This is a genomic window from Trichlorobacter thiogenes, assembly GCF_900167465.1.
GTDB classification, from domain to species: domain Bacteria; phylum Desulfobacterota; class Desulfuromonadia; order Geobacterales; family Pseudopelobacteraceae; genus Trichlorobacter; species Trichlorobacter thiogenes.
In genome coordinates this window covers 39,730-52,743 of record NZ_FUWR01000013.1, presented here as the reverse complement: position 1 = coordinate 52,743, position 13,014 = coordinate 39,730, and the positions used below count along the sequence as shown (strand labels likewise).

Sequence of the window (13,014 nt, the reverse complement as noted above, 5' to 3'; positions counted from 1 at the left end):
CTGGATAGTACTCTTTCCCATCCTGCAACTGCAAGGGAGTCTTAAATGTTTGATTATAGTGAACGTCCTGATCTAGCCCCTTTTGCCTGCACCAGCGCTGCCTCCAAAGGGCGTAAATACCCGGAAGAATCCTCTGATCCCCGCCCCATGTTTGAGCGCGACCGTGACCGGATCATCCACTGTGCCGCTTTTCGGCGGTTGGAATACAAGACCCAGGTCTTCCTGAACCACGAAGGTGATTACTACCGTACCCGTCTGACCCATTCGCTGGAGGTGGCCCAGATCGGCAAATCGGTTGCCCGTCGTCTGCGCCTGAACGATGACCTGACCGAGGCGTTGGCCCTGGCCCATGATCTGGGGCATACCCCTTTCGGCCATACCGGCGAAGAGGTGCTGAATCAGTTGATGCAGGGTTTTGGCGGGTTTGAGCATAACTATCAGTCGTTCCGGGTGGTGAATGAACTGGAAGAACGCTATGCCGCATTTGATGGCCTGAACCTTTCCTGGGAGGTGCGGGAGGGGATCCTGAAACATTCCTCACCCCATGATGTACCTACTAAAATTCTGGATGAATTTCTGCCCGGCGTGGTCCCCTCCATAGAAGGGCAGTTGATTAACTATGCCGATGAGATCGCCTACAACAACCATGATATTGATGACGGCATCAAATCAGGCTACCTGACCCTGGACCTGCTGAAAGAGGTGGAGCTGTGGCAGCGGATGGTCAGCCGGGTGCGGGAACGCTACCCGACCATAGATGACAAGCGGCTGGTGGCCCGTACGGTCAGTGCCCTGATCGGCATGCAGATTACTGACATCTGCGAGACCACCTGGGCCAATATCCAGCAGTATGGTGTCAATAGCCTGGATGACCTGCGTCGGGTTAACCGGGTGTTGGTCCATTTCAGCCCCCAGGTGGAGCAGGAGAATATGGCCCTGAAGAAGTTCCTGAAAGAGAAGCTTTATCGCCATCACAAGGTGGACAAGATGCGGGTCAAGGCCGAGCATGTCCTGAGCAAACTGTTTGAGACCTACCTGAAACGGCCCAACCTGCTGCCCCCCAAGTACCACCGCAGGATAGAACAGAACGGGGTGGAGCGCACCGTGGCGGATTATCTGGCAGGCATGACTGACCGCTATGCGCTGGATGATTACAAGACCTTGTTTGAGACCTTTGAACGGGTGTAGGGGAGGTTCAAAGATGCGTGATTCACTTTTCCCATCTGATGACAAGCTTCCAACATGGCTGCATACCACCCTGTTGCTACTTATTGTCTCTCCATTCTCGCTGTTTCCTTTATGGTGGGGCATGAGTGCGCTTGTATCAGGCCATTTAGAGCCGGTAAGCGGTCCAGAGCCAGGACAGTATTTCTTTGGCCCCACAGCGCTTAATGGAACAGCCGCACGGTTGGCAGGTGTTGCATTTATTGTTCTGGGGGCTGCTTTTGCCTCAATTGCTGTCAGCTTCTCACGATTTACCAAAGACAATAGTGTCCTGAAGCTTCTTCCGTGGGTGCTTTTAGCCGGATTTGTAGCACTTTCATTCTATATACATTCTCAAACCGGTGCTTTTATCGCAGCGCCGCCTGCGTCAATGCCATGAATTGGCTTTCCCACATCGGCAAGCATGCCTCACGCCTGGCTTCACTGGAGCTGTTCCGCTACATCGGCCCCGGTTTTTTTGTCACGGTCGGCTTTATTGATCCCGGCAACTGGGTCACCAACGTGGCTGCAGGTTCGCAATTTGGCTACAAGCTGCTCTGGGTGGTGACCCTTTCCACCGTTATCCTGATTGTTGTCCAGCATAATGCCGCCCACCTGGGGATTGTTACCGGACTTTGTCTTTCTGAGGCAGCCTCAAAATTCTTTAAACCCTGGCTACGGGTTTTAATGCTGGGAAGTGCCATGGTTGCCTGCGTTGCCACAGCGCTGGCAGAACTGCTGGGAGCCGCCATCGGCCTCAATATGCTGACCGGCCTGCCATTGATGGTCGGCGCGCTGTTCTCGGCGCTGTTCTCGGCCTGGATGCTCTTCTCAAAAAACTATCAACGGCTTGAGAAATGGATTATGGGATTTGTCTCCTTGATCGGTCTGGCCTTTGTCTTTGAAATCTGGCTGGCCGACGTATCCTGGGTCCAGACCTTTACCGGCTGGGTGACACCGAGCTTTCCTGTCGGGGCGCTACCGGTCATCATGGGGGTGTTGGGCGCGGTTGTGATGCCCCATAATATTTTCCTGCATTCAGAGGTGATCCAGAGCCGTCAATGGAACGAGCATGGCGATGATGTGATCAGGAAACAGCTGAAATATGAGTTTCTGGACACACTGACCGGGATGGGGGCTGGCTGGGCCATCAACAGCGCCATGATTATTATGGCTGCCGCCGTATTCTATAAAAATGGCATTGTGGTCAACGAACTTCCCCAGGTCACCGTGACTCTGGCGCCGGTCTTTGGCAAGGCTTCAGCGGTGGTATTTGCGCTGGGTCTGCTCTTTGCCGGGCTTTCATCGTCTGTTACCGCCGCCATGGCAGGGGGGTCTGTTTTTGCCGGTATCTTCAGCGAGCCGTTCGATATTAATGATCCTCACTCCCGTGTCGGCCTAAGTATCACGCTGTTGGGGGCACTGGCCGCCATCATGCTGTTGTCAGACCCGTTCAAGGGTATCCTTTGGAGCCAGATCGCCCTTTCCCTGCAACTTCCGCTTACCATCATCCCGCTGATTCTGCTGACTTCGTCAAAAAAAGTAATGGGAACCTACGCCAACAAGCCCTATGGCGCCGCCGTACTCTGGATTACCGGCCTGATTGTTATTGGTCTTAATCTGGCACTGTTGATTGATATGGCACGTTAGGGACTCGGAACTTGCCAATATACCGTTTTACATCTCATCTTCAGGCCATCTTTGCCATCCCTTCAATCACAAAATCCTCTGCGTAGCTTTGGCTACGCCTGCGGTTTTGCTCAATCAGGGATGACAAATCTGACCCAAATCTGAGCGTAAAAACTGGTACATCAGCAAATTCCGAGTCCCTTAGCCCTTAATCCGCGTGCTGCTGTTACCATTTTTGATCAGCTTCTGTGCTATCGGCCTGCTATCCCTAAAAAATCACCCTCCCAAATAGCAAAAGATCCATTTGCTGGTATACTGCCAGATTGTGTGCAAAACACTCCATCCCCCCCTGTTGTGCCTGAAAGGAGTCTGTATGCCGTTGCTTGATGTTGCCCTTCAAAATGGTGGCTACCTGATCCTGTTGATCCCGGTGGTTATCCTTATTTATCAATCGGTTGTCATTGTTGGTGGAAATGAGATCGCTCTGATCGAGCGCCGTTGGTTTGGCAGCAAGATGCCCCAGGGGCGGGTTGTGGCCTTGGGGAATGAGGTCGGTATCCAGGCGCGGACCCTGGGACCAGGTCTGCATTTTCTGATTCCGTTTATCTATCTGGCCACCAAGAGCATGTTTACCGAGATTCTGGAAAACGAGATCGGCCTGATTGAATCGGTGGATGGCTCTTCCATTCCGGCAGGCCGGATCTTTGCGGCGGTGGTGGCTGGCCACAACTCATTTCAGGATGGCGAGGCCTTTATCAGAAACGGTGGTCAGAAGGGTCCGCAGATTGAGATTCTGCCGCCGGGTAAATACCGGATTAACCCCTATCTGTTCAAACTGACCAAGGGGCATGTCACTGAGATCAAGGATTCCGAGATCGGCATTGTGGAGTCAGTTGATGGTGCTGCCATTCAGGAAGGCAAGATCTTTGCCCAGGCTGTGGAAGGGCATGAATCATTCCAGAACGGTGATGCCTTTATCAAGAACGGCGGCCAGAAAGGGCCGCAGATTGAGATCATCCCCCCCGGAAACTACCGGATCAACCCCTACCTGTTCAAGGTGACCAAAAGTATGGCCACCAAGATCAGTGAAGGTGAGATCGGTCTGGTTGAGTCTGCCGACGGCGCGGCAATTCCGGCAGGGCACATTTTTGCCACCGTGGTGCCCGGTCACAACGCCTTCCAATCCGGCCAGGACTTCATCACAAGCGGCGGTCAGAAAGGGCCGCAGACCGAGATCCTGCCGCCGGGTGTCTACCGGATTCATCCCAACCTCTTCAAAGTTACCAAGGCCGCTGCCGTGGTGATTGCCAAGGGCGAGGTGGGGATGGTGACCGCTCAGGACGGCGCCCCGATCCCGATGGGACGTCTGCTGGCGCAGAGCGTGACCGGACATTCCAACTATGAAAACGGCGAGGCGTTCCTGAAAAACGGTGGCCAGAAAGGTCCGCAGATTGATGTGCTGCTGCCTGGTACCTACCGGATTAACCTGAACCTGTTTAATATCCAGATTGCGCCGGCTGCCGTTGTAGAGGCCAATAAGATTGGTCTGGTAACCGCCCTGGATGGTATTCCGCTGCCGGAGCGGGAATATGTTGCCTGCCCCGTTGTGGGGCATAACGATTATCAGGATGGTTCCGCCTTTTTGACCAAGCAGGGCCAGCGTGGTCCGCAGCTTGATGTGCTGCGTCCCGGTACCTACTATATCAACCCGTTTATGTTCAGTGTGGCCATTGATGATGTGGCGGTGATTGAGCGTGGTCAGGTGGGGGTGATTGTCTCCAACGTGGGGGAAGACCCCACGGAAGAGATGAAAAAACGCCTTGGTTCGACGCAGGCCGGTGCCTCTATTGAAGAAGGCAAAGAGAAGTATGTGGTGCCCAAGGGATTCCGCGGCATTCAGGAAGAGGTTGCCGGCCCCGGACGCTATTACCTGAACCGGCGGGCCTTTATGGCCTACATCATTGATACCACCAACATCACCATTGATTGGGATGATCAGGAAGATACCCGCTTTGACCAGTTAACAGTTATCTCAAAGGATGGCTTCCCGATTCAGGTTGCGGTCAAGGTGGTTATCCGGGTCCGCCCGGATCAGGCCCCTTACATGGTGGCCAAGGTTGGCTCCATCGACAACCTGATCCAGCATGTTATCCACCCGATGATCGATTCATCCTTCAGAAACCAGGCCTCCACCGCCTCGGCCATGAACTTCCTGCAGAGCCGTTCTGAAGAACAGACCAAGGCTGAAACCCGCGCCCGTGTTGATCTGGAAAAATACCATGTGGAATGCGTATCCGTGCTGATCTGCCAGATCAAACTGCCGGAAGATCTGATGCAGACCCAGACCAAGCGGATCATTGCCGAGCAGCAGCAGGAAATGTACAAGATGGAGCAGAAGTCCCAGGCAGAGCGGACCGAGATGGAGAAGATGCGCGCCACTGCCGACCAGCAGCCCACCCTGGTTGCTTCAGAGATCGCCGTAAAGGTGGCAACCCAGAAAAAGACCGAGATGATTACCCTGGCCGAAGGTACGGCAGAGGCCAAGGCACTGGAAGGAACCGGTGAAGGCAAGCGGCTGAAGGCGATTGGTGATGGTGAGGCCTCCAAGATTGCCGCCATCGGTGAAGCCACTGCCCAGGCCTATAGCAAGCAGCAGGAGGCGATTGGCGAAGAGGCGATCAAGCAGATCAAGATTGTGGAGCTGATTGCAACCGCCATTGAAAACGGCAAGATTAAGATTGTGCCGGATGTGCTTGTTTCAGGCGGCGGCACCGCTGGCGATGGCCTGATGGGGCAACTGGCCCGACTGCTGCCGGGGATTGATCTGAATGCCATGCTGAAGAAGCAGGGTGCTGCGCCGGAGATAAAGGGGTAGAAGAACTGTTCCATTTGGGGGGATGAGCGGTTCACGCGCACGTGCGCGTGAACCGCTCAATAAGGAGTTGGACCATTTAAAATGATCATTATCAAATCGAATGATATCCATCTTATTGAAATACTAGCATGGCTTGAACGAGAGGAGCGCGAGAGCGGTGAAGGCTTCAACTGCAATCACGAGATTATTAGAGATTCTCTGCAAAAAGGCGAAGTTTTTTGTGCTGTTGCCGGTACTGAGGTGGTCGGATTTGTCGTTCACAATAGAAAGTCCGTTGGCGCTTCAATAGACATACTTGAAGTCAAGCCGGAGCATCGCAGACGAGGCATCGGAAAGTTGTTAGCTCTCGACGCTATCAAACGCTTGTTTGCATCTGGGGCCGAGTTTATTACAGTCGAATGCGCACCTCGCAGATCTGAGCCATTCTGGCGAGATCTCGGCTTTCTGCCAACGGGTGAACCTCGGCGCTCTATATGGGAGAACCCGAGACTAATTCTAGTAGACGAAGGTTAATACGGGACAGAAGTAAAGAATAATGTTCCAACAAGCCCCATGGACGCCGACCGCCCTAAAATTCTGGGCGGTCGGGTCATGGGGGCACCCCGTTGAAAATCGTGACTTGGCGCGGCTGGAGTGGTGGCAGGGAAAAAATGAGGTGAAGTTTTTGTGGCCTCGCTAGCTGAACGGGAAGAATGAGTAACAAAGTGCCAAATATACATGAGCATTTTTGCTAAGGAGTTATAATGCTAAAACACGCTTCAGTAATAATCTCCATGATTACTGCAACACTGTACACTCTAGGGCTTACCTTTCACCAAGGCTATCTCCGCGAATTTGGCATTAATGATTCTTTGTTCCCGCTGTCTATTGACCAAACTATATTTCAAGGTTTTGTGTCATTATCAACAATGGGTGCATCAGCAGTTGTGTGGTTTTTCGTAGCAGCTGAATTAGTTCTAGTTACTGCATTAATTGGAGAGTTTATCATAAATAGAGTCAATAAAATTAGACAAGTTACTCCAAGTAACTTTACGTCAGACAAATCAGAATCAAATATCAATGAAGGCATATATGACATCAATAAATTTTCTGGTTTTTCGTATCGGATGCTAATACTAGCAACAGCACTTCTTGTTTTATTCATAGGTATTCTATTTGCTTTAATAGCATCAGATAAATCCGGAAAAGAAGCGGCTTTAAGATTTAAAGAAAATGCCGCATCAGACAAATTATTTAAGTCAACAATACTTTTGAAAGCGGGCAACAAGAGTACAGATGGCTATATAATCACCTCAAGCCAGAATCAAGTAGCATATTTTGCAGGAAATGAAACAACGATTTTAAACAACTCAGATATCAGCAGTATTAGATCAAGTACTCGTAAATAAAACAAAAAACTCGCTGATCCCGAATTTAATATATATGAAAGCGGAAAAAATGTGAGGTTCCAACAAGGCAGAAGCAGCGGCCAAAAAACGCCGTTGTTCTCCCAAGCCGTTGCAACAAAAAGGAGTTGATTGTGTTCTTCAAGAAGTTTGGCAAATGGATTGATAGTAAGTATCCTCAATTTGATGAACTATTTCACGAAGAAGCTGGTGAGTCCGCATTAACCAACCTCTTATACAAATTATTAGTTTTCTCAGCGGTTGCGGCTATATGTCTTCTGGCCCTCGACCTGTTTTTACTTTATATAGGAAAAAAAGATTATATCGGTGTATTTGGTGATTTCTTTGGTGGCGTACTAAACCCTGTCCTTACATTCCTGACCTTCTTTGGACTAATAGCTACGATTGTAATTCAAAGACAGGAGTTAAAGTTTGCAAGAGTAGAATATGAAAAAACATCAGAAGCGTTAAATCGACAAGCAGTAGAAACCACATTTTTCAATATCCTTGATCTCCACCACAAGATTGTAGATAACATCAAAGTTGACATAGAAGAATTAAATGAAAAAACTGGTGCAGCGACATCATTGGCTGAAATATTTAATGCTTCGATGATTAAAAAGAAAACGATTGTTGAAGGCCGTGGGGCTTTTGACGAAATATTTACTTTCATAACATCAGGTACATCCTCACCAGACGAAGTTCTAGCGAGATACAAGAAAATTCAAGATAAGAGTAATCATATTCTTGGTCACTATTTCAGAAATTTGTATCAAGCCTTAAAATTAATAGACAACTACGACAAAGACAAGGCAACAGAACTTGACAAGCGAAAGTTCGCCGGCATTTTGCGGGCACAACTATCTGCTAAGGAATTAGCATTGCTATTTATTAATTGTCTTGATGGAGTTTGTGACAGAGGCCAATTCAAAAACCTTCTCATCGAGTACGCAATGCTTGAGCACCTACCTATTGAGCCTACAGAAAATGGCTATTCGTTGGCTGGCAGTAGTGCTGCAATAGCTAGTGATGAAATGTTCTTACAGTATAAAGAACAAAAAAACATTAGGTTTAATTTTGAAAAGTGCTACGGCGGAGCTTTTGGTCAGAATGGGGGGGTCCCATATGACTTGCGTCCATCAAACTCCGACGAGAGCAGGAAATCAAATCCGTCCCAACCAGCCGGTTAGACACCGACCGGGGCTGAGAATCGCCCCGGCGCGGGTCAACCGGGCATCCCGTTGAATGCTAAGAGAATATATTTTTTGAAAAACTAGGGGTACTCCCCGTATTTATTGAATCGGCATGTGAAAAACCGAGGGGTGTCCCGAATTCCTCCCAGAAATATCGGGGATATGTTGGTTATGGACGATATAAAAAGAAAAGAAACTGCGGCTTCCATGTTGAAAGAAATGGAAGCGATTGCAGCTCGAATGCGCGAGCTAATTGTCACCATGCCTCCGCATGATCTGCTCGGCTACATCTATGCCCAGTACATGATGAACGCGATGGCAGACCAAAGCGCCACCGAGGAGAAACGCGAAGAGGACGGCCCGGATGATCTGATCAACGAGAACCAGTTCCTGTTGGAGTACGTACACGCGGTTCTTGCGTCAGATGCTGCTCCTCCGGAAATGGCATTCGACGAAGCTCAGTGCACCGAGCTGTTTGAACTTGGCAGAAAACTGCGAGAGTTGGCCATGTTTTTCGCCATGGCCACGTCCGCCGATACCAAGGACGGCGTATTCGGTCCCGACACGGCCGACATTGAATTCCGCGCCAAATCTACCTGGGTCATGCTGCGCGGAAATCGCTACCAAGTTTTGGAAGAAGAGTTCTACCGCTACGTTCTGGCTCCTCACAATGATGTCCTTATAGAGGTGTACGGCGTCGGAGCCGCCGATATCGCGGAAGGCTTCCAGGCAATGGCTAACTCCACACGTTCTGGGTATGCCGACGCGATCATGGAAATGAGTAAGCAGTTTGAGGAAGCACAGGCCTTTGCTGCAGCACAGGATAAGCCTCTGGAAGGCGTCATAGAGGCGTGGGCTGCGGCCAATGCAGAACAGTCGCAAGCTGCAGTGCAAGCGATTAATGACATGTTTCGTGGCGGTATCGCCAACGTGAGCTGTCACACGAAGCTACCGCCGAAGCTGCTGGCTGACTTAGCGTACTGTCGCGGAGAAGAAACCGAGTTTTTCGCTGCGGGTGATTTTGCGGGGACGCCCTACCGGACACTACCTGCCCGGAAGAAACCCTTAATTCAGGTTGGATCGGACTACTACGCTATCGACCCGTGCTTCACCCGCGACGCGGGGTATCGTGCGCTTCTCTACAACCTTCTTCAGAGAAAGCAGGAGTACAAGAAGACCTTTGAGAATCGGCAGAAGGCGATGAGTGAAGCCGCCTTCGCCGACATTCTAGCCGACCAACTTCCTGGCGCCACAGTTTTCCAGGAGGTCTACTACAAGGATCCTGCAAGCAAGCAGTGGTCCGAGAACGACACCCTTATCCTGATCGATGACATACTGTTCCTGGTTGAAGCCAAGGCAGGAGCCGCTGCTACCATTGCGTCGCCAGCGCTTGATTTCGGCCGCCACGCCCAGTCCGTGCAAGACTTGGTACTCAAGGCGTACAAGCAGTGCGAGCGCTTTTTTAGCTACCTGAATTCTGCGGACGAAGTGCCGCTCTACCGCCTCATCGACGGCAAGTATGAAGAATGCGGCCGTGTCCGCCGCTCTGACTACCGTGTGATGGTGCCGATTGGACTGACAGTCGAGTCATTCTCGCCCTTTTCGGCATACTGCAAGGTACTGCCGCAGGTTGAGCCGCTCCTTGGCAAGCATGCCTTCGTTTCGCTGTCCATTGATGACCTGTTCGTACTCAAGCGGTTCCTGCCCACACCCGGCTCGTTTGCTCACTACATGGAGGTTCGGCAAGCCGTGGCAGGAATGCGCCAGGCTCATCTCTTCGATGAGTTCGACCATCTGGGGGCGTACCTGAAAAAGAACCGCTTCGATCAGGAAATTGCCGATCAGTTGAAGGATGGCAAAGCGAATATGCTCATCTGGGATGGCATGTGCGACATCGTCGACAGGAGCTTCGAGGGGGAAGACTGGGAAAATAGGCCATTTCCGACGCAGGACTTCCCGGAAGAGGTGCTGAAGCTGCTTGAAGTACTTGACGCCACCCGAGCTCGAGGGTGGCTTTCAGTGGAGAGCCATATCCGTGATTTAGGAGAGGAAGGGCGGAAAAATCTGGCCAAGATCCTGTCCGATCTTCGCCAAACCCTGAACCAGAATCCCGCCCGTTACTTTACTCTATCCGGGGACGGTAAGCCGCTTTTCGTTTGGCTTCAACATCACGACTACCAAATTGACTGGACCAAGGTGAATGACAAGGCCAGCGCAGCTGCATTAGCCGTCAAAGCCTCTAACGTCATTGGCGTCGTGGCGGAGGTTAGTCCCAATGGAACCTACCATCGGGCGCAATCTTTCGTGGTCCGCATACCGGCGGTACGAACGGAAGAAAACGCCTACATTTACGAAGATGCCGCGCGAATGGCTCAACCAACTCGGGCGGTGAATCTAAACCAGCCGAAAAACGTCATGCCCCTAGGGAATACGAAAAAGCCGGGGCGGAATGATCCGTGTCCCTGCGGTAGTGGTGCAAAATACAAAAAGTGTCATGGCCGTTAAGAATAAATAGGGACATCCATGGGGGAACTGGAGACACTCCCCGTATTATCAGCGGGGAGGCTGAGGGGCCGCGTCTCCAAATTTGAAATAGTGAACAAACTGCAAAATATCCCAACAAGCCCCATGGACGCCGACCGCCTGAAAAACCTGGGCGGGCGGGTCATGGGGGTACGCCGTTGGCCGCTACTCAACCCGCATCAAGACCTTGATGATTTGGATGGAATTTGCATTTGGTTTTAATGGCTCTTATATGGTATAAAATACATAAAAAAGATTAAAATAGACTATATATGGTCTGTTATGTTGGTTTTGTTGCATTCTTTCTGGACTTTGTATGGTAAGTTAAGTAATGTAGATTATATATAGGCTATATTAAGTATGTTTTTCTATATTAGATCATATAGGGGCTATTATGGTTAATTACAGGACGCCCGAAGAATGGGAAGAGGTTTTGGGGCAGCAAATTCGCAATCTCAGAATCCTTCGTAATATGGATCAGCAAGCTCTTTCTGAACAAGCCGGAGTCGCCCTGAATGTTGTAAAGCGAATCGAATCCGGAAAAACGTCTACGACCAAATCCCTGATCAAAATTTTGCGGGTCTTGAATCGGGTAGAATGGCTGGAAACACTTGCGCCAAAAGTCACGGTAAACCCCCTGCAAATGATTCCGCAGAAATCCCCACGACAAAAAGTATTTAAGCCGAGAACCCGTAAGCTGAAACCGAAGAACGAACTGCTGTTGCCGGATCATTCTGAATAGAGGTGGCCATGGCCGCTTACATACCGATTGATAAAATAGAAGTTGAAATATGGGGTAAGCGGGTAGGGGCGGTCGTTCTTGACCCGAGCAGTGGTTATTATGTTTTTGCGTACTATCCGCATTTCGTGAAGCTTGGCATTGAACTGGCGCCGATTATGATGCCACTTAGTTTTGAGCCCTATGTGTTCCCGTTTCTGCCGGAACTTACCTATAAACGTCTGCCTGCGTTACTGTCGGATGCGTTGCCGGATGATTTCGGCAACAGTCTGGTCGATGCCTGGATGGCGCAAAAAGGTGTCAGTAAGGACTCAATCACGGCCCTTGACCGTCTGGGCTATATGGGCAAAAGGAGTATGGGCGCTCTGGAATTCAAACCGTCCAGAACGAGAGTGACTTCCAGTCGCACGGCCATTGATCTGTCTAAACTTGTTGAAGTGGCCCGGCAATCTGTATCCGGTGATTTTCAAACTGATGCCATGGCAGAAGCTGCTCTTAACCAAATCATCCAGGTAGGGACATCAGCCGGAGGTGCTCGCGCCAAGGCCGCAATAGCATGGAATCCGGATACCAACGAAATTCGCGCTGGCCAGTTTGACGTTGCACCGGGCTTTGAACACTGGCTGCTTAAATTCGATGGTGTGGGCACAGATCTCGCGCTGGGCAGTTCACAGGACTATGGCCGGATCGAGATGGCCTATTATCGTATGGCCACAAACGCAGGGATCACCATGTCACCGTGCAGGCTTATTGAGGAGAATGGTCGGGCGCACTTCATGACCAAACGCTTCGACCGCGACGGCAACAGGAAGATCCACATGACTACCCTCTGCGCTATGGCCCATCTCGACTACAAACAGAAGGCAACACATGATTATGCTCAGTATTTTATGGTGATCAGCAAGCTGGGACTTGGATACCTGGCTATGGAGGAAGCATTCCGTCGTATGACGTTCAATGTCATGGCTGCCAACTGTGATGATCACACCAAAAACCATTCCTTCATTATGGCAGAGTTCGGATCATGGCAACTTGCCCCGGCTTATGACGTTACACATGCCTACAGCCCTGCAAGCGAGTGGACAGATCAGCATCTGATGTCCGTGAACGGTAAATTCAAGGGGATCACCCGAGAGGACTTGCTTGCCGTTGCCAACAGATTTGGTATTGGGACTGCCAAAAAGGTAATCCATAAAGTAGGTGAGGCGGTTTCTAACTGGATGGAATTCGCCCGCGAAACAGGTGTTGATCATAACGAAGCGTCAAGAATCAAGAGCCACCACATTATTTTGTAACCCTTAGGTGCAGTTCGACAGCCTATTCATCCCCGAAAGGGAATTTTACAGTAGACATCCCACGGCTCTTCATCATATTGACGTTATCCTGCCCTGCAAGGAGTAGCAGCAAGCATCGTGTGGAGCAGGGAAGCCGGCCCACCGTCCTCAATATCGCATGTAATGTATGAAA

General features: G+C 50.6%; 10 protein-coding genes. All 10 read left to right on the top strand.

The annotated features are described in order from the left end of the window. The first annotated feature begins 45 nt into the window (after positions 1-45). A complete protein-coding gene (locus B5D39_RS11575) occupies positions 46-1,188 on the top strand; it encodes a deoxyguanosinetriphosphate triphosphohydrolase (protein ID WP_078790630.1) in 1,143 nt (380 codons plus the stop codon). Between the two features lie 13 nt (positions 1,189-1,201). Then, on the top strand, positions 1,202-1,603 hold the full coding sequence (locus B5D39_RS11570) for a hypothetical protein (RefSeq protein ID WP_139366757.1): 402 nt from the start codon (positions 1,202-1,204) through the stop codon (positions 1,601-1,603). Further along, positions 1,600-2,853 carry an Nramp family divalent metal transporter gene (locus B5D39_RS11565; RefSeq protein WP_078790628.1) on the top strand — a complete coding sequence of 418 codons (1,254 nt, stop codon included), beginning with the start codon at positions 1,600-1,602 and terminating at the stop codon, positions 2,851-2,853. Before B5D39_RS11570 ends, B5D39_RS11565 begins: the two co-directional genes overlap by 4 nt. A gap of 352 nt (positions 2,854-3,205) precedes the next feature. Continuing rightward, a complete protein-coding gene (locus tag B5D39_RS11560) occupies positions 3,206-5,707 on the top strand; it encodes an SPFH domain-containing protein (protein ID WP_078790627.1) in 2,502 nt (833 codons plus the stop codon). An 81-nt stretch (positions 5,708-5,788) separates the two neighbouring features. Next, complete coding sequence (locus B5D39_RS11555; protein ID WP_078790626.1) at positions 5,789-6,220, top strand: GNAT family N-acetyltransferase; 432 nt, start codon at positions 5,789-5,791, stop codon at positions 6,218-6,220. 230 nt (positions 6,221-6,450) lie between these two features. Beyond that, a complete protein-coding gene (locus B5D39_RS11550; protein ID WP_078790625.1) occupies positions 6,451-7,095 on the top strand; it encodes a hypothetical protein in 645 nt (214 codons plus the stop codon). Between the two features lie 131 nt (positions 7,096-7,226). After that, positions 7,227-8,282: a putative phage abortive infection protein gene (locus B5D39_RS11545; protein WP_208610580.1), complete on the top strand. Its 1,056-nt coding sequence runs from the start codon at positions 7,227-7,229 to the stop codon at positions 8,280-8,282. Positions 8,283-8,456: 174 nt separating this feature from the next. Next, a complete protein-coding gene (locus tag B5D39_RS11540; protein WP_078790673.1) occupies positions 8,457-10,790 on the top strand; it encodes a YecA family protein in 2,334 nt (777 codons plus the stop codon). A 412-nt stretch (positions 10,791-11,202) separates the two neighbouring features. Further along, on the top strand, positions 11,203-11,550 hold the full coding sequence (locus B5D39_RS11530; RefSeq protein ID WP_078790622.1) for a helix-turn-helix domain-containing protein: 348 nt from the start codon (positions 11,203-11,205) through the stop codon (positions 11,548-11,550). An 8-nt stretch (positions 11,551-11,558) separates the two neighbouring features. Then, entirely contained in the window at positions 11,559-12,842 is a 1,284-nt protein-coding gene (locus B5D39_RS11525; protein WP_078790621.1) for a type II toxin-antitoxin system HipA family toxin, read from the top strand. The last annotated feature ends 172 nt before the right edge of the window (positions 12,843-13,014 follow it).

Coding starts and splice junctions, on each gene's coding strand:
- B5D39_RS11575 (WP_078790630.1), top strand. CDS start 46: ATGTTTGATTATAGTGAACGTCCTGATCTAGCCCCTTTTGCCTGCACC.
- B5D39_RS11570 (WP_139366757.1), top strand. CDS start 1,202: ATGCGTGATTCACTTTTCCCATCTGATGACAAGCTTCCAACATGGCTG.
- B5D39_RS11565 (WP_078790628.1), top strand. CDS start 1,600: ATGAATTGGCTTTCCCACATCGGCAAGCATGCCTCACGCCTGGCTTCA.
- B5D39_RS11560 (WP_078790627.1), top strand. CDS start 3,206: ATGCCGTTGCTTGATGTTGCCCTTCAAAATGGTGGCTACCTGATCCTG.
- B5D39_RS11555 (WP_078790626.1), top strand. CDS start 5,789: ATGATCATTATCAAATCGAATGATATCCATCTTATTGAAATACTAGCA.
- B5D39_RS11550 (WP_078790625.1), top strand. CDS start 6,451: ATGCTAAAACACGCTTCAGTAATAATCTCCATGATTACTGCAACACTG.
- B5D39_RS11540 (WP_078790673.1), top strand. CDS start 8,457: ATGGACGATATAAAAAGAAAAGAAACTGCGGCTTCCATGTTGAAAGAA.
- B5D39_RS11530 (WP_078790622.1), top strand. CDS start 11,203: ATGGTTAATTACAGGACGCCCGAAGAATGGGAAGAGGTTTTGGGGCAG.
- B5D39_RS11525 (WP_078790621.1), top strand. CDS start 11,559: ATGGCCGCTTACATACCGATTGATAAAATAGAAGTTGAAATATGGGGT.